We start from the raw sequence: 20117 nt of genomic DNA on the forward strand, positions 1-20117 counted from the left end.
CTGACGCAGGCGCAGAAACATAGGTGAGTCGTGGCTTTCAAGCTTTTCCGCAAGAACTCAGACGACGACGCCGCGCAGGGTTCGACCAACGAACCGCATCGCGCGACGCAGCAGGGCGACGAGTCGTCTCCCTCGGAGGTCCGAGCTCTTCCGGACCGCCCCGAGCTGCCCACGACCAACGGACTGCCCGAGCTGGTCAAGCTCATGGAGTCCCATCACGTGGCGACGTTGCAGCTCAACCAACACGGCAACGAGATGACGGCCGTGATGGATCCGAGCGAAAAGCCCGAGCGCAAGGCCACCGTGGACACCGAGTCGACCTGGTTCGACCCGGTCGCCAAGCTCTACACCGCCGGTCAGGCTAGCGAAAACGGCCCCTGGCGCCGCGCCGAGATCATGATCTCGTCGGTCCGCGAGGGCAAGCGCTCGGTCGAGATCGAGTACTCCTACCCCAATAGCGACGAAAAGACGCGCGAGGCGTACACGCAGGTCGTGCAGACGACCTTCGCGAAGGGCGGCAAGGACGCCGCCACCGCCAAGCCGGCTCAGCCCGCCGAGCCGACCCCCCGGTCGGCCGAGGCCGCAACCGGTACGGGCGCGGCCGCGGGCGCCACGGCGGCGGCCTCCGCCCCGAAGAGCCCGAACACCTCGGGTCAGGATAAAGACGAAGCCCTGAAGACCGTGGCCGAGGACGCCGAAGCCCGGAAGGGTGCAACCCCCTCTTCCTCGGACGCCTCGAAGCAGACCAAGGTTTTGGGTACTCCCGCCGAGAGCGGAAAAGCCGAGGAAAAGATCACCTCGAGCCCCGCCACCGCAACGGTGGTCTCGGGCTCCGAGTCTCGCGCTTCCGTGACGGATGCCGCGGTCTCGGGCACCAAGGGCTCCGAGGCCCCGCAGCCGGCCGTCCAAGGCACGCCGGATGCGTCGGATGCGTCGGAGAAGAGCTCCTCGGCGAGCGGTGCCACGGGTGCCGTCGTCGGCGGTGCCGCGCTGGGTGGAGCCGCCGCGGGAACCGCTGCCTCCTCGCATGATGCCAAGGCCTCGGAACCCGCCGCCGCGAAGGATTCCCAGGAGGTCCCGTCCGTGGTCGATGACGGCCAATGGGATGGAGAATCGGATCGTCCGGGCGCGGCCGCGCCGTCGGTCGCCGCGGATCTTCCGGATTCCGTGCCGTCGACGGCGGACCAGACCGACGTCGCCCCGTCCTACTCGAGCTCGGCCCAGCCCGCCCCGCAGAAGCCCTCGACGACGCAGCTGGCCCCCGGCAACCTCGTGTTGACCGAAGCCGACGTCCTCCAGCGCATGCGGGAGGCACAGAAGATGCTCTTCGGGCCCGAGGGCTCCTCGCGCGATGTCTCCACGGTCCTGATCCGCGTCCGAGCCTTGGGCTCCTACTACGACGCTCTGACCCACGTCCGTCGTAACGGTTTCTGGGATCAGCGCAAGACCTTCGACCTCGTTCCCGAGGAGGCCTTGCACATCCTGGAGCTCAAGTCGGACTCGTACCAGGAGGGTTCGGGCTCGCCCATCGCGATGATGTTCCGGTTCACCCCCGGCGTGCCGCCGCAGGTCTCGTTCTCTTACGAGGACGAGGAGAGCTTCGTCAAGTACAAGGACCGCCTGCCGGCCCAGCAGTACATCGAGGAGCTGCGCATGTTCCCCCGCACGGGTGCCAACATCCCGGAGCACATGACGGACGCGCTCACCCAGTGGAGCCTCTAAGCAGGTTATGAGCGCAACGAGTCGAAGGCGAGGTTCGCGATGAGTGCCCAGGTGGTCACGCCCCTCTTCGATATCTCCTACGACGTCGGGTGGATCGCGGCATTGCCCAAGGTGTGTCTTCACGATCACCTCGACGGCGCGGTGCGCCCGGAAACGCTGATCGAGCTCGCGGCGGACATCGGGCATGAGTTGCCCGCGTCCGATCCCGCGAGCCTCGAGAGGTGGTTCGTCGAGTCGGCGGACTCCCGCTCCTTGGAGCGATACCTGGAGACCTTCGAACACACGGTCGCGGTGATGCAGACCGCCTCCGCCCTGACTCGGGTCGCCAAGGAATACGTTCTCGACGCCGCGGCCGACGGCATCGTCTACGGCGAGGTCCGGTGGGCTCCCGAGCAGCACGTGAGGGCCGGGCTGGATCTTGACTCCGTGATCGAGGCCGTGGCCCGCGGGATCCTCCTGGGAGAGGAAGCCGCCGCGGACCGAGGTTCGACGATTACGGTGCGTCAGATTCTGTGCGCGATGCGCCAGAATAATCGGTCCCTCGACATCGCCGAGGCCGCGGTGCGTCATCGCGACCGCGGGATCGTGGGGTTCGATCTGGCGGGGCCCGAGAAGGGCTTTCCCCCGACCGCCCACCGTGACGCCCTCGACTACTGCGCACGACACTTCCTGCCGGTCACCTTGCACGCCGGTGAGGCCGACGGCGTCGCCTCGATTCGCGAGGCCGTGGTCGATGGCCGATGCCTGCGGCTCGGTCACGGGGTGCGCATCCTGGAGGACCTCACCCGCCGCGATCGGGATGCCGACCTGGCGGACAACGTCTCGCGCCTCCCCAGCAGCCGAGACATTTCTTTGGTTCCGGCGTCTTCCCTCTACGAGATGGGGGAGGTGGCCTCCTGGGTCCGCGACCGCCGCATCGTGCTGGAGGTATGCCCCTGCTCCAACGTGCAGACCGACGCGGCTCCCCGGGTCGGCGAGGTCGGCACGGCACAGGGCACGGAAGACTCCCCGAACCACTGGGCGCGGACGTACCGGGAGCACCCGGTCGAGCTGCTGCGCGGCCTAGAATTCGCCGTCACGATCAATCCCGACAATCGGCTCATGTCCCGCACCTCCATGACCCACGAATTCCTGAAATTGGCGGAGGAATTCGGGTATGAACGCGAAGACTTTTTCGAGATCACGATGACCGCGGCGAATGCCACTTTCCTGCCCCTCAAGGAGCAGGACGAGATCGTTGACCGGGTCGTCGCGGGGTATTCGGACTCCCCGGTGGTGGGTTGATGACGCAGCGGGCCCAGGATCAAGCGGCGGAGGAATTCTCCCGGTTGGTGACGATCATGGATCGTCTGCGCTCTCCCGGAGGATGCCCCTGGGACGGGGAGCAGACCCACGCGTCGCTCGTGCGCTACCTCATCGAGGAGGCCTACGAGGTCGTCGAGGCCATCGAGGCTCCCGAAGGGGTCAACACGGCCCTGCTCCGGGAGGAGCTCGGAGACGTCCTCCTGCAGGTGGTCTTTCACGCGCGGATCGCGCGGGAGGCCCCGGACGGATTCGGCATCGCGGACGTGGTGCGCGGCCTCAACGAAAAGCTCGTCCGGCGGCATCCGCACGTCTTCGCCGATTCCGACTCCGCGAGGGGCGACGACGCCCCGTCGGCCCCAGCTTCGGCCCGCGGCGTGGGAAACTCGGACCTAGAAGAACTGACGCGCCGCTGGGATGACATCAAGCGCGCGGAAAAGCCCGAACGCCGGGATCCCTTTGACGGCATCCCGCCGGCCCTCCCGGCGCTGGCCTTCGCGGAGAAGGCGCTGAACAAGGCCGCCAAGGCTTCACTTCCGCTTCCCGACGAGCATGGCTATTGGCCGGGCGGGCGCCCCGAGACGACGCCTCCGCCGGCGGCCGCCGAGGCGGGACCCTCCGAAGGGCGAGCCGCGGTCGAGACGCGGGCGCCCGGTCGAACACCGGACGTGGAGGTCTCGCCGGAATCGGTCGTGCCGGGCTCGAGCACGGGCGAGGAAGACCGCCTGGGCCGCGAGCTCCTGGGGCTCGTGGTCGAGGCCCGACGCCGCGGCGTCGATCCCGAAAAAGCCCTTCGCGGAGTCGTCCGCGAATTTACCGACTCTTCACGTGGGATCACCTGAGAACGTGTGTGAATATGTGGGAATTCGGTATGATCGGTACCGAGATGGAGCCGAGATCGTGGGGTTGATTCCGATTTTCCCACGAACTCACTAGGCTCGATCAGGACAAGCCAATTCATCCTTCACGATGCATAAGGAGCATTCAGATGGCTATCATCATCGACGTTAACGCTCGTCAGATCCTCGACTCTCGCGGTAACCCCACCGTTGAGGTCGAGGTTCTGCTCGAGGACGGCAGCTTTGGTCGCGCGGCCGTCCCCTCGGGCGCCTCGACCGGCGAATTCGAGGCCGTCGAGCGCCGCGACGGCGACACGTCGGTTTACCTGGGCAAGAGCGTCTTGGGCGCCGTCCGCTCGGTCGTCGACGAGATCTCCGAGGTCGTGATCGGTCTCGACGCGACCGACCAGCGCGTGGTCGATGCCGCGATGCTCGAGCTCGACGGAACCGACAACAAGGAAAAGCTCGGAGCCAACGCGATCCTCGGCGTCTCCCTGGCCGTCGCGCGCGCCGCCGCCGAGGCCTCGGAGCTGCCGCTGTACAAGTACCTGGGCGGCCCCAACGCCCACGTGCTTCCTGTCCCGATGATGAACATTCTCAACGGCGGTTCCCACGCGGACTCCAACGTGGACATCCAGGAATTCATGATCGCTCCGATCGGCGCATCGACCTTCGCCGAGGCGATTCGCTACGGCGCGGAGGTCTACCACAGCCTCAAGTCGGTCTTGAAGGACCGCGGCCTGGCCACCGGCCTGGGCGACGAGGGCGGCTTCGCCCCCAACCTGGACTCGAACCGTGCGGCCCTGGACCTGATCCTCGACGCGATCACCAAGGCCGGCTTCACGCCGGGCAAGGACGTCGCCCTCGCCCTGGACGTCGCGTCCTCCGAATTCTTCAACAAGGAAGACGGCACCTACACCTTCGAGGGCTCGCGCAAGACGGCCCAGGAGATGTCGGCGTACTACCGTGACCTCGTCGAGGCCTACCCGCTGGTCTCGATCGAGGATCCGCTCGACGAGGACGACTGGGAGGGCTACCAGACGATCACCCGAGAGCTGGGCGACAAGGTCCAGATCGTCGGCGACGACCTGTTCGTGACCAACCCGAAGCGCCTGAGCAAGGGCATCGAGATGGGCGCCGCCAACGCGCTGTTGGTCAAGGTCAACCAGATCGGTTCGTTGACCGAGACCTTCGACGCGATCTCGATGGCCCAGACCAACGAGTTCCGTTGCATGGTTTCGCATCGTTCGGGCGAAACCGAGGACACCACGATCGCCGACATCGCGGTCGCGACGAATGCCGGCCAGATCAAGTCCGGGGCACCGGCCCGTTCGGAGCGCGTCGCGAAGTACAACCAGTTGCTCCGCATCGAGGAGGAGCTGGGACGCGCCGCGAAGTACGCCGGCGCCGCGGCCTTCCCGCGCTTCACCGCAAAGTAAGCGTAGCCGCTCGTTCCGAGTGCACGACGCCCCGCCCCGGGTTCTTCGGGGCGGGGCGTCGTTCGGTAGAGTGTCCTCACAACACCTTGCTTCCCCGCATCGAGAGGTCACACGAGATGAAGAACCCCTTCTCCGCCGCGTCGACATTCTTCAGCGCGGGAGCTGCCAGGGTTCGGGAGGCGAAGCGCCGAGAGGCCGAGGCAGCGGAGGCGGAGCCCAGCCGGGAGCCCGAGGCCTCGAGCGCGGATCATTTCGTCGGCTTCGGCAAGACCCGCCCGAAGCGCGTCGTCGAGCGCGCGGACCCCGAGGCCGACGCCCGACGCTCGGAGGAGGACCTCGGCGAGGAAGACTGGAGCGAGGTCGACGAGATCCAAGAACCGGTCGCGGCCCGCAGCTTCTCGGGACGCACGGTGCTTTTGCTCCTCGTGGTCCTGGCGCTGGTTCTTCCGCTGGCGCCGACCGTTCACCGCTATTTCTCCCAGCAGGCCGAGATCTCGAGCCTTCAGCAGAATATCGACAAGCTCAAGGCCGAGCAGTCGGACCTGAAGAAGCAGGAAAGTCGCTGGAACGACGACGACTACGTGCGTCAGCAGGCGCGGGAGCGTCTGTTCTACGTCAACCCGGGGGAGACCCCGTACGTGGTCTCGGGCAAGGACCAGTCGAGTCAGCAGCCGAAAGACGACTCCGCCGAGGCTTCCTCCTCGATGCCTCCCTCTTGGGGAGCCAACCTCTGGTCCTCGCTGACCGAAGCCTCGCAGTAGCGGCACGCTTTTTCGTCCGAATCATCCACGAAGGAACCCGGTGACTCAGAATTCTCAGGAACACGAACCGCACGGCTTCGGCGTGAGCGCGGAGACCTTGGCCCCGACTCCGCTGGATGTGCGGGTTCTTTCTCGCCAATTGGGCCGGCCGGTGCGCGACGTCGTGGAAATTCCCGCGCGGTGCGTGTGCGGCAACCCTCTGGTCGCCGCCACGGCTCCGCGCCTGGCCAACGGCACACCGTTTCCCACGGTCTTTTACCTGGCCCATCCCGTGATTACCCAGGCGGCTTCGCGGCTCGAGGCCGCCGGCCTGATGTACGAGATGACAGATAGCGTCGCCTCGGATCCCGAGCTGGCCGCCGCCTACGAGGCCGCCCACCGCAACTATCTCGCCGAGCGCGAGAGGATTCGCGTGGCCTCCGGAACGGATCCGGTCCCCGAAATCGAGGGGATCTCGGCCGGCGGCATGCCGGAACGGGTCAAGTGTTTGCACGCGGTCCTGGGCCACACCCTTTCCGTGGGGACGGGTATTAACCCCTTCGGTGACCAGACCCTTCGCTCGATCCGACAGTGGTGGACCCCCGAACAGTGCGCGTGCGATCCGTCGTGGCGCGACGACCCGGCGGCCGGCAACCAGTCCTAAGGAGAGGGAAACCCCATGCGCGTTGGCGCGATTGACTGCGGAACGAACTCCATCCGCTTGCTGATAGCCGAGGTCGAGAAGCATCCGACCGAAGGCTCTCCCCGCAAGGTCGAGGACCTCGTGCGCGAGATGCGCATCGTCCGCCTGGGCGCCGGCGTCGACGCCACGGGCTGGCTCTCCCAGGCGGCCCTCGACCGGACGTTCCAGGCCACCGAGGAATACGCTCGGCTCCTGAAGAAGCACAAGGTCAAGCACGTCCGCATGGTCGCCACGAGCGCTACCCGCGACGCCGGGAACCGCGAGGCCTTCATCGAGGGGATCTCCGAACGCCTCGGGGGCGTGAAGCCGGAGGTGATCTCCGGGGTCGAGGAAGCGGAGCTGTCCTTCTTGGGGGCCGCCGCGACGGTCGACGCCGTCCGATCGGGGCGCTCCTTGGTCGTCGACGTCGGCGGGGGTTCCACGGAATTCGTCCTCGGCGACGAACACGGGGTCGTGGCCTCCCGCTCGGTCAATATCGGCAGCGTCCGGCTGACGGAACGCCACCTGAGCTCGAATCCACCGACCGAAAGCCAAATTCGGCGAGTCGTGAACGACGTCGACGCCGCCCTGACCACGGTGCTCGATTCCGTTCCGATCCCCACCGCGGATCGTCTGATCGGGCTCGCCGGTTCGGTCACCACCGTCACCGCGCAGGCCCTCGGGCTCGAGACCTACGACGCCGAGCGCATCCACGCGCACGAATCGCCGATCTCCGAGATCGAATCCGCCGCGCGGAGCCTGACCCTCATGACTAAGTCCGAGCGGGCCGCCCTGGGGTTCATGCACGAGGGCCGCGCCGACGTCATCGGCGCGGGCGCGCAGATTTGGTCGCGCATCGCCGAGCGCGTGCGGGGCATGACGGATGGACGGATCTCGACCGCCATCACCAGCGAACACGACATCCTGGACGGAATCGCCCTGTCCGTCGCGGAACCTCGGAAGTAGGCCGGGCCGTGGTCCGAGGGCATGCGGTTCGAACGGTCGCCGCGCTGATCGCCGCGGCCGTCCTGGGGGTGGGAATGGTGCCCGGCGCTGCGGCGGACCCGGCCCCGTCCGCGACGGCGGGTCCGTCACACGGCGACGACGTGCGCAATCACGAGTATTGGCTCGACGAACTCGGTATCCGTGACTCGTGGAAGGAATCCACCGGAAAGGGCGTCAAGGTCGCGGTGATCGATACGGGCGTGGACGCGAACCACCCTGACCTCAAGGGATCGGTCGAGAAGGGCCACGACGTCTCCGGCGGCGGGAGCGACGACGGGTGGAAGCCCATCGGTGCGGAGCCCGAACACGGAACGCTCGTCGCGTCGATGATCGCCGGTCACGGCCACGACGGTCGCGACGCCGACCAGGCGCCGGCGGGCGAGCCCGGCAAGGGCGCGGGCGTCATCGGGGTGGCCCCCGGCTCCACGATCATCCCGATTTCCACGTGGCTGGGCACGGAGAATCCCGGTGGGGTCAGCGTGGATGAGCAGATTCCCCGCGCGGTCAAACAGGCGGTGGACTCCGGCGCTCAAGTGATCAACCTGTCCATCGGATCCTCGAAGACCACCTGGCCGGAGTCGTGGGACTCCGCGTTTCAATACGCCCAGGACCACGACGTCGTGGTGGTCGCCTCCGCGGGCAACAGGGGCTCCGGGGTCACGCAGGTCGGTGCTCCGTCGACGATCCCCGGGGTTGTCTCGGTGGGCGGCATCGACCGGGACGGCAAGGCGTCCTGGGACTCGTCCTCCCAGGGGATATCCATCGCGGTGAGCGCCCCGAGCGAAGACCTGATCGGGGCGATGCCCGAAAATAAGTACGGGCTCTGGTCGGGTACCTCGGGCTCGGCCCCGATGGTCTCGGGAATCGTCGCGCTCATGCGGCAGAAATATCCGCACGAGTCCGCCTCGCAGATCATTCAGCGACTCATCAAGACGGCCAAGGACCAGGGGGACCCCGGGCGGGACCCGAAATACGGTTTCGGCGTCGTGGACCCGGCGGCGGCGTTGACCCGGAAGGTCGACGTCTCCGGGGTTCACGAGAACCCGCTCGGATCCGTGGCGGCCTGGGCCAAGATCCACCGTCGCGCCGAGCCGAGCGATGAGCCGAGCGAGCCGCCGCAGGCCAAGCACGCGGTGGGGGAGAAGATCGACCCGGTCGCCGCGCCCCGGCCCGAACCGGGGCCGCGCCTTAACCTGATGCTGCCCGTGGTCCTGATCGCCGCCGTGGCCGCGTGGATGTGTTTGCTCGCGGCCGGGACCGTCGCCAGATTGCGGCGGATACTGGGATCGCCGCCACATCCACCGCACAGGGTCCTGATGGAATACTGGGGGTGGGGCCGTCGTCGGGGGCGGGGTCCCGATGGATCGGCGCACAACCGATCTGTGGATTTTTGGGGTCCGAGGTCATGAAGCTGTGTGTTGCTCGATAGCGGCGTAATGTTTTCGGTGGCATCATGGGGAATCGAGATCGTCGAATCCCACACGAAACCAAGGGAGTAGCATTTTTACCATGTCTTTTAATCAAGTGGCGAACGACCGCCCTCGTGTCCTGATCGTCGGCGGAGGTTACGTCGGCTTCACCGTCGCCAAGCAGATTCAGTCTGCGATCAAGGCCTCGGGCGGCGTCGTGACCGTCGTCGACCCGAATCCGTACATGACCTACCAGCCCTTCCTCCCCGAGGTTGCCGCTGGCCAGATCGAGGGTCGTCACGCGGTGGTTCCGCTGCGTCAGCACCTCCCCGGATGCGAGATTCTGGGTGCCAGCGTCGAGAAGATCGACCACAAAACCAAGACCGCTACTCTGCGCGCCAATGACGCCGGTGACACCTACGACCTCAAGTACGACCAGATCGTCGTGGCCGCCGGTTCGGTGACTCGCGCCTTCCCGATCCCGGGCCTGGCGGAGAACGCCATCGGCATGAAGACCATCGAAGAGGCCGTGCACGTGCGCAACTGGGTCCTCGACCGGATCGAGACCGCCTCGTTGCTCAAGGACGAAGACGCTCGCCGTCGCGCCCTGACCTTCGTCGTGGTGGGCGGCGGTTTTGCCGGCGTCGAGACCATCGCCGAGCTCGAGGACATGGCCCGCGACGCCGTATCCCGCAACTCGCGTCTGCGCGTCTCGGACCTGCGCTTCGTCATGGTGGAGGCCATGGGCCGCATCATGCCCGAGGTCCCCGAAGACCGCGCGGAATCCGTCGTGGCGCACCTGCGCTCCCGCGGCATCGAGGTTCTGCTGAACACCTCCCTGGGTGAGGTCGACGGCGACACCTGCAAGCTGATCAATATGTCGGATAAGTCCCCCGCGGGCGAGGTCGAGACCCAGACCCTGATCTGGACCGCCGGCGTCATGGCCGCGCCGTTCCTGAAGAATTCCTCCCTTCCGATCGACGAGCGCGGACGCGTCCGCGTGGGCGCGGATCTCCGCGTCACCGGGGACGAGGGCGTCGTGGAAGGCGCCTGGGCCGCCGGCGACAACGCCGCGGTTCCGGACCTGACCGGCAAGGGCCCGGGCGGCTTCTGCGTCCCGAACGCTCAGCACGCCTCGCGCCAGGCCATGACCCTTGCGGCCAACCTGTTGGCCGCACGCAACGGCGGTGAGCTCAAGGACTACTACCACGAGAACATCGGCGCGGTTGCCGGTCTCGGTGCTTACAAGGGCGTCGCCAACATCAAGGGTCGCTCCTTCGAAGGGCCCCTCGCGTGGCTGATGCACCGTGGATACCACGGCATGGCTATCCCGACGGTCGAGCGGACCACCCGCGTGGCCGCCAACTGGGTCCTCAGCCTCGTGTTCGGTCGTGACACCTCTCCGATCCGCAACGAGCGCACCCCGCGTCTGCCCTTCCAGGAGGCCACCAACACGGCCCCCGAAGAAACCAAGTCGCACCTGTAACGATGCTGTTCCCCGCCCCGCGGCGGGATCACGCTGATGTCACCCCGCACCGCCCCCGGACGCTGCGGGGTGGCCTCGCCCCAGTAGCCCAATCGGCAGAGGCAGCGGACTTAAAATCCGTTCAGTGTGGGTTCGAGTCCCACCTGGGGTACCAAGAGTTCAATTTTCATCACCCGAGAGCGTACGCGGCCGGACGGCCTGCCCACACACCTCGGCGGTCTGTAGAATGAAGCAGACACCGGTTCGTCCCGGCGCGCGTTCGTGATCGTTGCGCGACCGATGTGAACCGCCGCTTGAGAATTGAGGAATCCCATGGGACGTGGAAATCCCCTGATCAGGCGCATGGATCAAAATGCGCAGCGCAACGACTACGCTCACGCCGGGCAGCGAGCCCCGTACGGCCAGCAGCCCGGTTACGGCCAGCAGGCTCCCTACGGCCAGCAGCCCGGGTACGGGCAGGGGCAACAGCAGTACGGCCAAGGCCAGTACGCGGCCAGCGCCGACTCGCTGAACCAGATGTACAACGCCCCCGCGGCGGGTCCCCAGGATACCCAGCGGGCCACGATGGACGACGTCGTCGTCAAGACCCTCAGCATGTTGGGTCTTATCGCCGTGGGCGGTGCCGTCGGGTGGTTCTTGGGAATCATCGGCATCGTCTTCGGCGTCATCGGCTTCGTTCTTGCGATGATCGTGATCTTCAAGAAAAAGGTCTCGCCGGGCCTCATCATTGCCTATTCGGTGTGCGAGGGTGCATTCCTCGGCGCATTGTCGAAGACCTTCGAATCGCAATTTGGCGGCATTGTCCTGATGGCCGTGGTGTCCACGCTCGTGGTCTTCCTCGGAATGCTCGCTCTCTTCGCCAAGGGGGTGCGCGTTTCCGGCAGGGTCGCCAAGATTGTCGGCATCGGCATGATCGCTTACCTCATCTTCATGGTGGGAAATATTTTCTATGGCGCCTTTACCGGCCACTCGATGCGAGAAGTCACCGTTTTCGGTATCCCGCTCGGCGTGATCATCGGTTTGCTCGCGGTCATCATGGCCTGCGTGTGCCTGATCTCTGACTTCCAGCACATCGATGGCGCGCTCAAGGCCGGGGTCCCGCAGAAGGAATCCTGGCGCTTGGCCTTTGGCCTGATCCTCACCGTCGTGTGGCTGTACGTCGAGATTCTTCGCCTGCTCAGCTATTTCATGCCGAGGAATTAGCGCGATCTGCAGGATTTATTGCCTGAATGATGCGGGGCCTCACCTTCGGGTGAGGCCCCGCATCCGTTGATGACCGGTCTCCTGCCTTTATGATGAAACCCATGACATCGATCTCGCGAGTGACCTCAGAAAATACCCCCGAGGTCCACCTGGACCACAGCGGGGGATCGTCCCAGCGTTCCCACAGCCCAGATATTCCCTACGGCCTCAACGTCGCGGCGGCCTGGTCGTGGCGACTCATCGTCATCCTGACCATGGCCGGCGTGCTGGTGTACCTGTCGAAAAGCGTCAGCACGATCATCACCGCGGTCCTGGTCGCGGCGCTGATCGCCGGACTGCTCTCACCCTTCGTGTTGTGGTTCCGCAGCAAGAAGATCGGCGCGGGCATCGCGACGGCCATCGTAGAACTTGGCGCCATCATCCTGGTCGTCGGACTGTTGACGTTGGTGGGCCAGCAGCTGGTCAAGGGCTTCTCGGAGCTCTCGGATCAGGTTGTCTCCGGCTACCACCAGCTGATGTCGTGGCTGTCCGATGGCCCGTTGCAGCTGTCCGTGGATCAGGTGGATAACGCGATCAGCTCGGTCACGAGCGCCGCCAAGGGCCACTCGAGCCAGCTGCTCAGCGGCGCCGCCGCGGCCGGCTCCACGGCCGGCGAAATCGGCACGGGCCTGCTCATCGTCCTGTTCACCCTGATCTTCTTCCTCCTGGAAGGCGAACAGATCTGGCTGTTCTTGGTGAAGCTCCTGCCTCGTAAGGCACGGACGGCCGTCAACGGCGCCGGACGCCGTGGCTGGCACTCGCTGGTCTCCTACACGCGCGTCCAGGTCCTGGTGGCCTTTGTCGATGCCCTGGGCATCGGGATCGCGGCCCTGATCCTCGGTGTGCCGCTGGCGTTCCCCTTGGGCGTGCTGGTCTTCCTGAGCTCCTTCATCCCGGTGATCGGCGCCCTGGTTTCGGGTGTCATCGCCGTCTTGCTCGCCCTGGTGGCCAACGGCCCGATCAACGCGCTGATCATGTTGATCGCGGTTCTCCTGGTTCAGCAGATCGAATCCCACATCCTTCAGCCCCTCGTGATGGGCAAGGCCGTGTCCCTGCACCCGCTCGCCGTGGTGCTCGCGGTCGCCCTGGGGTCCATGGTCTTGGGCATTCTGGGCGCCCTGTTCGCGGTGCCGGTACTGGCGGTCGTCAACACCGTGGTGCGATACCTCGCCAACCGCGAGTGGGAGCACGACGAGAACATTCGGACCACGCCCTTTGCGTATCAATGGGAGATCGACAAGCGGAAAAAGAAGTCCGCCGCCCAAGAGGCCAAACAAAAGCTCAAGAAGGCCGGTCGCAAGGCCTCCCAGGACGAATCGGAGAAGCAGCCCGTCGATGCGGGTGTCCACGAATCGGACGACACGGACGCGACGTCGACCACCGGCTCCGAGCGCAAGTAAATTGATGGAGGCGCCCCACAGGCTGTGGGGCCGAACCCCAGAACGAAGGTTGAATCAGTGAATCCTTTGGAGAACCTCCCCGTCCAGATCGACGACGTCGAACAGGCCGCCACGCTCGTGGGAAGGATCATTGAACGGACCCCGATTGCTCACTCTCGGGCCATGGAGCGGAAGATCGGCTCGCCGGTCCACTTCAAGTGCGAGAACCTCCAGCGATCGGGGTCCTTCAAGGTCAGGGGCGCCTACAACCGCATCGCGCAGCTGAGCGACGAGGAGAAGGCCCGCGGCGTGGTCGCGGCATCGGCCGGCAACCACGCCCAGGGCGTCGCACTGGCTTCCTCCAAGCTCGGCATCGACGCGCGGATCTACATGCCGCAGGGCGCGGCATTGCCCAAGATCGCCGCGACCCAGGGGCACGGCGCCCGCGTGGTGCTGCACGGCAACACGGTCGACGAGGCCCTCGCGGAGGCCCAGCGCTACGCCGAAGAGACCGGCGCGATCTTCGTGCACCCCTTCGATAACAAACACATCATCGCTGGACAGGGCACGCTCGGTCTGGAGATCATCGAGCAGGTGCCCGACGTGGACACCATCATCACCGGTGTGGGCGGCGGTGGGCTTCTGGCCGGCGTCGCGATCGCCGCGAAGAGCCACGAGGCGAAGACCGGCAAGAAGATCCGGGTGATCGGCGTGCAGGCCGAGCACGCGGCCGCCTATCCGCCCTCCCTGGCCGCGGACGCCCTCGTCCCGCTCAAAAAGGTCTCGACCATCGCCGACGGCATCGCGGTGGGCCGCCCCGGGCAGTTGCCGTTCTCCATCATCAAGGAGCTCGTGGACGACGTCGTGACGGTCACCGAGGACGACCTGGCCAAGGCCCTGATCTTCCTGATCGAACGGAATAAGCTGGTCGTCGAGCCCGCGGGTGCCGTCGGCGTCGCCGCCCTGATGAACGGCAAGCTCAACGAGTCCTACGGCAATCTCGGTTCCACGGTGTGCCTGCTCTCGGGCGGAAACATCGACCCGATGCTCATGCTCAAGGTCATCCAGCGCGGTCTCTCGGCGGCCGGGCGTTACCTCACGGTGAAGATCATGCTCACCGACCACCCGGGCGAGCTCCGAGACATCTCGCGCATCATCTCGGAGTGCGACGCCAACGTGACCGGCGTGGACCACACGCGGGTCGGCGGTTCCCTTTCGATGGGCGACGTCTCGATCACCATCGACATGGAAACCAAGGGCGAGGAACACAGCAACGAGGTGCTCCAGGCCCTCGAGGCCGAAGGGTTCAAACCCATCGTCGTCGGCTGACCGGGCGGCGTCGCGAGCCCCGCGAGGGGCCCGAGGCGCGACGCACCAAAAATCACGGACGCAAAAAGGCCGGGCCCCGCACGCAGCGGGACCCGGCCTTTGGCTCTTCGGGGAAGATTCCGATCAGTACGGCTTGGCCGAGAGGACCTTCAGCTCGATGTCCTTGCCGTTGGGGGCCTTGTAGCTGAGCTTGTCGCCCACCTTGTGGCCGCTGATGGCCTGGCCCATGGGCGACTTCTCCGAGAAGACCTGGATGTCTTGGTCTCCCACGAGGGTTTCGGCGACCTCACGGCTGCCCAGCAGGAAGGTCAGCTTCTTCCCACCGATCTCGGCCTCGACGAGCATTCCGGACTCGACGATGCCGTCGTCGGCCGGCTTGGCGCCGACCTCGGCGTTCTCGAGCAGGTAACGCAACTGGGCGATGCGCCCCTCGTTCTTGCCCTGCTCTTCCTTGGCCGCGTGGTAGCCGCCGTTTTCCTTGAGATCGCCCTCTTCACGGGCGGCCTCGATGCGGTCGATAATGTCCTGGCGCTTGGGACCTTCGCGGTCGTCCAATTCTGCCTGGAGGCGGTCGTAGGCCTCCTGGGTCAGCCACGTGCCATTCTCGGTTGTCTCTTCAGACATGATGTCTCCTTGATGCGACGCTGCATCCGCGGGCCTTCCGCGGTGGTTCCCTGGGGGAGGCGGACCTCCCCGCGGCGTCTTTACGGATAGATAAAACCCGCCCGGGTAGACCCGTGGCGGGAGACGTCAAGATTCTATTGTACCGACAGGTGCTCGGAAGGGAAAAACATGCCTCTTTAGGGGGCCTTCCAGCAGGAATCGACCGTGACCGTGTGCGCCTGTGAAGTGGTGCGAACCGTGACGCGCTGGGGGGAGGTCTTGCCGCGGAGCTGATCCTCGGCCACGTGCCCGATGGTGACTTCCTTCCACCCGACGATCGCGTGCTGGTCGTTGATCGCCTGGACCGCACACGTGACCGTCTCGTCCGGTTCCTTGGTGAGGTCGAAGTCCAATGTGGCCTCCGTCGCTCGGGAATCGTCGAAGCTGACCTCTTTGAAGGTGGGCCCCTGTGAGTTTCCGTACGCGATCCACGCGACCAGGGAGACCGCTAAGACCAGCAATACGGCCACAATGCCCCACCACGCGCGTCGGGAGAGGCCGCGGCGCGATCTTTTCTTGCCGTAACGCTGGTCTAGAGTGGAAGTGGTCAATTTGGGGAGAACCTGTCCGTTAGTCTGCGGGCCGTCCGTCTCAGCTCGAGGTTCTCGGGTGAATCCGATGACGGCCCATAAAGCACTCTCCACTGTATCGAAAAGAATGAGGTGTCCGTACGTGACGACCGCTCAGGAACCCGGCTCCGCCGAGGGGGCAACCTCCGCCGTGCCCACGCTCGAGACCGACTACAGCGGATTGCGAATCCTCGCGGTTCACGCCCATCCGGATGACGAATCCAGCAAGGGCGCGGCGTCGATGGCGGCATATGCCCGCCGGGGCGCCCGCGTCATGGTGGTCTCCTGCACCGGTGGCGAGAGGGGATCGATCCTGAACCCCGCGGTGGAGGAAAACCCGCGTTCGCACTGGGACCTTCCCGGGCTGCGTCACCGTGAGATGGCCAACGCCCAGGCCGCCCTCGGGGTCGAGCACCGCTGGTTGGGGTTCATGGATTCCGGTCTGCCCGAGGGCGACCCCCTGCCCCCGCTCCCGTGGGGGTGCTTTGCCACGACGCCCCTCGAGCGCGCCGCGGCCCCGCTGGTGCGTCTGGTGCGCGACTTCAAACCGCACGTGATCCTCGCCTACGACGAGAACGGTGGATACCCCCACCCCGACCACATCATGGCGCATAAGGTCGCCGTGGAGGCGTGGGAGGCCGCCGGAGACCCTCGTCGTTACCTCGCCGAGGGCACCCCTTGGGAGCCGTCCAAGCTCTACTACGACATGGCCTTCAACACGGACCGATTCTTGGCCCTGCACCACGCCCTCGAAGATCGTGGCATGGATTCTCCGTACGCGGAGTTCATGGCGCGGCTCGCGGAGTCGGAGCCCGAAGGAGCGCCGCCGGTCTCCCGACACGAAACCACCACGCAGATTCCCTGCGGAGACTACTTCGAGGTTCGGGATGAGGCCTTGAAATCGCACGAGTCCCAGGTGGACCCGACCGGCTTCTTCTTCGCCGTGTCCACGGATCTCCAGCGCGAAATCTGGCCCTACGAGGATTACGTCCTCGCCGCGAGCAGGGTCGAGTCGTCATTTCCCGAGCACAGCTTTTCCGAGGGCCTGAACCTGTCCACCTCCCCGGCGGACGCGGGAGAGGAAGGACGAGACCGATAATGCTGAACCTAGTCGTCACCCAGACGGCGAGCATTCTCGCCGCCGATGAATCCCCGAGCCTCAAGCCGGGGCTGGACGCCAACCAGGTTTCCCCCGGAGTGATCGGCTTCCTGATCACGCTGTTGCTCGCGGTGCTGATTATCCTCGTGGGCCTGGATCACACGCGTCGGCAACGGCGCCTGCAAAACCGCTTTGATTACGCGATGGCGCGGGAGGAAGAGCGCTTGGCAGAAGCCGAGGACGGGGCCCCGGTGCCCGCCGAAGACAGCGGCGAGGAGCGGGCCGACTCGGCCGGGAACGGCTCGCATCGCACCGGCGGCGAGTCCCGCTAAGGGGCTAGGCGTACAGGGTAAACACCACGGCCGCGTAGTGGCAGGCGAACCCAAAGATGGTGCAGACGTGGAATAGCTCGTGGAACCCGAAGACCCGCGGCGAGAGCGCCGGGCGCTTGAGGGCGTAGAAGACCGCCCCCACGATGTAGAAGACGCCGCCGGCACAGATCAGCACGGTGGCCACCGGGCTGACGGACCAGAAGTCACCCAGGAAGAACAGCGCCATGAGGCCCATGACCACGTACAGCGGCGTGTAGAGCAGGCGTGGGGCCCCGGTCCAGATCACCCGAAACAGAATGAGCAGGATCGCGCACGCCCAGACGCTCCAGAGCAGGACGGACGTCTTGGGCTGATCCAGCAGGGTCAACGCCAAGGGAGTGTAGGTTCCGGCGATAATCAGCGAGATATTCGAGTGATCCAGACGCTTGAAGGTCATGCGGACCCGCCCCTGCCAATACGCCCGGTGATACATGCCGGAAACCCCGAAAAGGATCACGCTGGTTGCGCCGAAGACCGCGCACGCGGCCGAGAGGGCGCCGCCACCGGCGAGGACGATCAGGACGATGCCCGCGGCGAAGGCCACCGGCGCGAAGGACGCGTGAATCCACCCGCGCCACAACGGCTTTTTCTCGAGCACCTCGTGAAAACTTTCGGCGGCGCGGTTGGCGGCCCGTTCTGCCTTGGCCGTGGCCTCTCGGGCCCGGTCGCCCCAGGGGGAGGAACGAAGGGCGCGAGTCTCCGTGGCGCGATCGCCGCGATAGTCTGGGAATTTATCCCCGGGGGAAGCCTGACGGCTTGACGAACTCATGTCCTGATTCTCCTCTTCGAACCTGACGTACAAGAACAAGCCTATTTGCCCGCGCTGTCGGTTTCCTGTGTCGGGGTGGATACGAACGTACCGGCGCCGACGAGCAGGTACGGTTAAGCCACACGAACCCGCTGGAAAGTCCAGTGCGGAGGACTCCCAGCCGCCACGACCCAAAGGACTGCCATGAAGCTTTCAAAGCCTCTGTACAGCGTGTACGAGCGAAACCTCACGGCGTCCATCCCGGTGGACCGGTTGCCGCATCACGTCGGCGTGATGGTCGATGGGAACCGTCGTTGGGCGGCGCTCATGGGGCAGACCACCAAACACGGTCATCAGAAGGGTGCCGAGCGCATCATCGAATTCCTCGGCTGGTGCCGGGAACTGAATATCGGCGTCGTGACCCTCTACATGTTGTCCACCGAGAACCTGAAGCGTCCCGCCTCCGAGCTGGGCGATCTGATCGGCGTGATCCAGGATCTCCTGCACGAACTGGGCGAGAGCCAGATCGCCCGCCTCCAGCCGGTGGGAGCCCTGGACCTCCTGCCGGATGATCTGCCGGAGACCGTCGAGGCCGTCACGGCGCAGACCGCCGACGTCGAGGGTCTCCACGTCAATATTGCCGTCGGATACGGCGGTCGTCAGGAGATCGTGGATGCGGTACGTGAGCTCCTGCGCGACGCGGCGGAGGAAGGCAAGAGCGCTGCCGACGTCGCCGACACGCTGACCTCGGAGGACATCTCGAGCTATCTCTACACTCGGGGCCAGCCGGACCCCGACCTGGTGATCCGCACGTCGGGCGAGCAGAGGCTCTCCGGCTTCATGATGTGGCAGTCGGCCTACAGCGAGTTCTATTTCTGCGAGGCGTTGTGGCCCGATTTTCGTCGGGTCGACTTTCTGCGGGCCTTGCGGGATTTCGCCGGACGGCAGCGTCGCTTCGGTTCCTGAGGTGCCACGGTGTGGGACCTTGCGCGCATGTGGTGGCAGACCGGTCCTTCCGGGCAGGTCGCGGCGAGTCTGGTGGCGCTGGACGCGCTGGCATTTCTCGTCCTCGGGGCGGGCCTCTTCTGGAACGATCTGACCCGTCACCGGTTGCCCCGCCGCCTGTCACGGCCGCTGTATCCGGTGCTCGGCGTCGGGCTCCTGCTGGGAGCCCTGCTGGCCGGGGAGCCGCAACGCGTGGCCTCGGGGCTGTTCGGAGCGTGTCTCGCGTGGGCGGTGCTGGCGGTCTCGCGCCGGCTCAGTCAGGGTTCCGTCGGCCGCGGTGACCTGTTTCTGGCCCCGGTCCTGGGATGGACCTGCGGATTTCTGTCCGTTCTCCACGCGGTCGCGCAGCTGGCCATGACATTTTTCGGCGCGGGGATCTGGGCGACCACTTTGTTGGCCACGGGCCGGGCGCAGAAGAGCACCCACCTGCCCCTGGGACCGTGGCTGTTGGTCGCCACGGTGGCGGCCTGCGTGCTCCTACCGTCCGGGGTCGCCTGAGCCGCCGCGGGTAGGGTGGTTGCAGAAATAAAGCCGAGCCGCCAAGGAGAACCCCCGATGCCAACGCCGGAATTCGTGGTCCAGATTCGTCAGAAGATCGGACACGACCCGCTCTGGATGCCGGGGGTGACCGCGGTGATCCTCGACGACGACCGCCGGATCCTCCTGTGCCGACGCTCGGATAACGGAGCGTGGACGCCCATCACCGGAATCGTGGATCCGGGCGAGGAGCCCGCGGTGACCGCGATCCGCGAGGCGGAAGAGGAAGCCGGCGTCGAAATCCGCGTCGAGGGGCTCGCCTCGGTCAAGGCCTGCCCGCCCCAGACCTTCCCGAACGGGGACCAGGCTCAGTTTCTGGACCTGACCTTTCGGTGCCGGTACGTGGCCGGAGCCGCGCGCGTGAATGACGAAGAATCCACCGACGTGCGCTGGTTCCATCTGGACGACCTGCCGGAGATGAGCGACCGCATGCTCTACCGCATTCGCTCCGCGGTGGAATTCACCGGGGCCGCGGAATTCTCCCTCGACGGACTGGGGGACTGACCGTCCACGGGACCACCGCGCTCAAGGGCCCCGCCTTGACCATCACG

General features: G+C 66.0%; 20 protein-coding genes and 1 tRNA gene. 18 read left to right on the top strand and 3 right to left on the bottom strand.

Annotated elements, in window-relative coordinates; genetic code table 11:
• The first annotated feature begins 30 nt into the window (after nucleotides 1-30).
• From CURSPS6_RS09870 to ilvA, 13 genes are all read left to right on the top strand, one after another.
• Entirely contained in the window at nucleotides 31-1722 is a 1692-nt protein-coding gene (locus CURSPS6_RS09870) for a hypothetical protein (RefSeq protein WP_030015876.1), read from the top strand.
• Nucleotides 1723-1761: 39 nt separating this feature from the next.
• On the top strand, nucleotides 1762-3006 hold the full coding sequence (locus CURSPS6_RS09875) for an adenosine deaminase (protein WP_030015877.1): 1245 nt from the start codon (nucleotides 1762-1764) through the stop codon (nucleotides 3004-3006).
• The gene (locus CURSPS6_RS09880) at nucleotides 3006-3866 is read left to right on the top strand and encodes a MazG nucleotide pyrophosphohydrolase domain-containing protein (protein WP_035811042.1); all 861 of its coding nucleotides are present in this window, start codon (nucleotides 3006-3008) and stop codon (nucleotides 3864-3866) included. The genes CURSPS6_RS09875 and CURSPS6_RS09880 overlap by 1 nt, the downstream gene beginning before the upstream one ends.
• 146 nt (nucleotides 3867-4012) lie before the next feature.
• Nucleotides 4013-5302 carry a phosphopyruvate hydratase gene (gene eno, locus CURSPS6_RS09885; protein ID WP_030015880.1) on the top strand — a complete coding sequence of 430 codons (1290 nt, stop codon included), beginning with the start codon at nucleotides 4013-4015 and terminating at the stop codon, nucleotides 5300-5302.
• A 116-nt stretch (nucleotides 5303-5418) separates the two neighbouring features.
• The gene (locus CURSPS6_RS09890; RefSeq protein WP_051687887.1) at nucleotides 5419-6063 is read left to right on the top strand and encodes an FtsB family cell division protein; all 645 of its coding nucleotides are present in this window, start codon (nucleotides 5419-5421) and stop codon (nucleotides 6061-6063) included.
• 40 nt (nucleotides 6064-6103) lie between these two features.
• Nucleotides 6104-6706, top strand: a complete 603-nt coding sequence (locus tag CURSPS6_RS09895) for a DUF501 domain-containing protein (RefSeq protein WP_030015882.1) — start codon at nucleotides 6104-6106, stop codon at nucleotides 6704-6706.
• Nucleotides 6707-6721: 15 nt separating this feature from the next.
• Nucleotides 6722-7690 carry a Ppx/GppA phosphatase family protein gene (locus tag CURSPS6_RS09900; RefSeq protein ID WP_030015883.1) on the top strand — a complete coding sequence of 323 codons (969 nt, stop codon included), beginning with the start codon at nucleotides 6722-6724 and terminating at the stop codon, nucleotides 7688-7690.
• Between the two features lie 8 nt (nucleotides 7691-7698).
• Complete coding sequence (locus CURSPS6_RS09905) at nucleotides 7699-9138, top strand: S8 family serine peptidase (protein WP_051687888.1); 1440 nt, start codon at nucleotides 7699-7701, stop codon at nucleotides 9136-9138.
• A 100-nt stretch (nucleotides 9139-9238) separates the two neighbouring features.
• A complete protein-coding gene (locus CURSPS6_RS09910) occupies nucleotides 9239-10624 on the top strand; it encodes an NAD(P)/FAD-dependent oxidoreductase (RefSeq protein WP_030015885.1) in 1386 nt (461 codons plus the stop codon).
• A 77-nt stretch (nucleotides 10625-10701) separates the two neighbouring features.
• Nucleotides 10702-10778, top strand: a tRNA-Leu gene (locus CURSPS6_RS09915).
• A gap of 158 nt (nucleotides 10779-10936) precedes the next feature.
• Entirely contained in the window at nucleotides 10937-11827 is an 891-nt protein-coding gene (locus tag CURSPS6_RS09920) for a Bax inhibitor-1/YccA family membrane protein (RefSeq protein WP_030015887.1), read from the top strand.
• 101 nt (nucleotides 11828-11928) lie between these two features.
• Nucleotides 11929-13266 (top strand): AI-2E family transporter, encoded by a 1338-nt coding sequence (locus tag CURSPS6_RS09925; protein WP_235503745.1) that lies wholly within the window; start codon nucleotides 11929-11931, stop codon nucleotides 13264-13266.
• Between the two features lie 57 nt (nucleotides 13267-13323).
• Nucleotides 13324-14574, top strand: a complete 1251-nt coding sequence (ilvA, locus tag CURSPS6_RS09930) for a threonine ammonia-lyase (protein WP_030015889.1) — start codon at nucleotides 13324-13326, stop codon at nucleotides 14572-14574.
• Nucleotides 14575-14697: 123 nt separating this feature from the next.
• Here ilvA and greA read toward each other — a convergent pair whose 3' ends face one another.
• Together greA and CURSPS6_RS12385 are read right to left on the bottom strand one after the other, a co-directional pair.
• Complete coding sequence (gene greA / locus CURSPS6_RS09935; protein ID WP_030015890.1) at nucleotides 14698-15198, bottom strand: transcription elongation factor GreA; 501 nt, start codon at nucleotides 15196-15198, stop codon at nucleotides 14698-14700.
• A gap of 176 nt (nucleotides 15199-15374) precedes the next feature.
• Nucleotides 15375-15788: a DUF4307 domain-containing protein gene (locus tag CURSPS6_RS12385; RefSeq protein WP_160319791.1), complete on the bottom strand. Its 414-nt coding sequence runs from the start codon at nucleotides 15786-15788 to the stop codon at nucleotides 15375-15377.
• A 169-nt stretch (nucleotides 15789-15957) separates the two neighbouring features.
• On the opposite strand from CURSPS6_RS12385, the gene mca reads away from it, so the two are divergent.
• Nucleotides 15958-16905, top strand: coding sequence for a mycothiol conjugate amidase Mca (gene mca, locus CURSPS6_RS09945; RefSeq protein ID WP_035811136.1), 948 nt, complete (start codon nucleotides 15958-15960; stop codon nucleotides 16903-16905).
• Entirely contained in the window at nucleotides 16905-17237 is a 333-nt protein-coding gene (locus tag CURSPS6_RS09950; protein WP_051687890.1) for a hypothetical protein, read from the top strand. The genes mca and CURSPS6_RS09950 overlap by 1 nt, the downstream gene beginning before the upstream one ends.
• A 4-nt stretch (nucleotides 17238-17241) precedes the next feature.
• Here CURSPS6_RS09950 and trhA read toward each other — a convergent pair whose 3' ends face one another.
• Nucleotides 17242-18045: a PAQR family membrane homeostasis protein TrhA gene (gene trhA / locus CURSPS6_RS09955; RefSeq protein WP_030015895.1), complete on the bottom strand. Its 804-nt coding sequence runs from the start codon at nucleotides 18043-18045 to the stop codon at nucleotides 17242-17244.
• Nucleotides 18046-18228: 183 nt separating this feature from the next.
• Here trhA and CURSPS6_RS09960 point away from each other — a divergent pair, with 183 nt between their 5' ends.
• From CURSPS6_RS09960 to CURSPS6_RS09970, 3 genes are read left to right on the top strand one after another with little or no spacing between them, the layout of a single operon-like run.
• Nucleotides 18229-18990: an isoprenyl transferase gene (locus CURSPS6_RS09960; protein ID WP_030015896.1), complete on the top strand. Its 762-nt coding sequence runs from the start codon at nucleotides 18229-18231 to the stop codon at nucleotides 18988-18990.
• Between the two features lie 27 nt (nucleotides 18991-19017).
• The gene (locus tag CURSPS6_RS09965) at nucleotides 19018-19527 is read left to right on the top strand and encodes a prepilin peptidase (RefSeq protein WP_051687891.1); all 510 of its coding nucleotides are present in this window, start codon (nucleotides 19018-19020) and stop codon (nucleotides 19525-19527) included.
• Nucleotides 19528-19584: 57 nt separating this feature from the next.
• Nucleotides 19585-20070: an NUDIX hydrolase gene (locus CURSPS6_RS09970; RefSeq protein ID WP_030015899.1), complete on the top strand. Its 486-nt coding sequence runs from the start codon at nucleotides 19585-19587 to the stop codon at nucleotides 20068-20070.
• Nucleotides 20071-20117: the final 47 nt, after the last annotated feature.

The organism is Curtobacterium sp. S6 (genome assembly GCF_000710345.2).
Lineage (GTDB): Bacteria > Actinomycetota > Actinomycetes > Actinomycetales > Micrococcaceae > Rothia.

Bases quoted from the DNA above. Each gene is read 5' to 3' on its own strand.
- CURSPS6_RS09875 (WP_030015877.1), top strand. From the start codon at position 1,762: ATGAGTGCCCAGGTGGTCACGCCCCTCTTCGATATCTCCTACGACGTC.
- CURSPS6_RS09925 (WP_235503745.1), top strand. From the start codon at position 11,929: ATGACATCGATCTCGCGAGTGACCTCAGAAAATACCCCCGAGGTCCAC.
- trhA (WP_030015895.1), bottom strand. From the start codon at position 18,045: ATGAGTTCGTCAAGCCGTCAGGCTTCCCCCGGGGATAAATTCCCAGAC.
- CURSPS6_RS09960 (WP_030015896.1), top strand. From the start codon at position 18,229: ATGAAGCTTTCAAAGCCTCTGTACAGCGTGTACGAGCGAAACCTCACG.
- CURSPS6_RS09965 (WP_051687891.1), top strand. From the start codon at position 19,018: ATGTGGTGGCAGACCGGTCCTTCCGGGCAGGTCGCGGCGAGTCTGGTG.
- CURSPS6_RS09920 (WP_030015887.1), top strand. From the start codon at position 10,937: ATGGGACGTGGAAATCCCCTGATCAGGCGCATGGATCAAAATGCGCAG.
- greA (WP_030015890.1), bottom strand. From the start codon at position 15,198: ATGTCTGAAGAGACAACCGAGAATGGCACGTGGCTGACCCAGGAGGCC.
- CURSPS6_RS09890 (WP_051687887.1), top strand. From the start codon at position 5,419: ATGAAGAACCCCTTCTCCGCCGCGTCGACATTCTTCAGCGCGGGAGCT.
- CURSPS6_RS09950 (WP_051687890.1), top strand. From the start codon at position 16,905: ATGCTGAACCTAGTCGTCACCCAGACGGCGAGCATTCTCGCCGCCGAT.
- CURSPS6_RS09910 (WP_030015885.1), top strand. From the start codon at position 9,239: ATGTCTTTTAATCAAGTGGCGAACGACCGCCCTCGTGTCCTGATCGTC.
- CURSPS6_RS09900 (WP_030015883.1), top strand. From the start codon at position 6,722: ATGCGCGTTGGCGCGATTGACTGCGGAACGAACTCCATCCGCTTGCTG.
- eno (WP_030015880.1), top strand. From the start codon at position 4,013: ATGGCTATCATCATCGACGTTAACGCTCGTCAGATCCTCGACTCTCGC.
- CURSPS6_RS09970 (WP_030015899.1), top strand. From the start codon at position 19,585: ATGCCAACGCCGGAATTCGTGGTCCAGATTCGTCAGAAGATCGGACAC.
- CURSPS6_RS09880 (WP_035811042.1), top strand. From the start codon at position 3,006: ATGACGCAGCGGGCCCAGGATCAAGCGGCGGAGGAATTCTCCCGGTTG.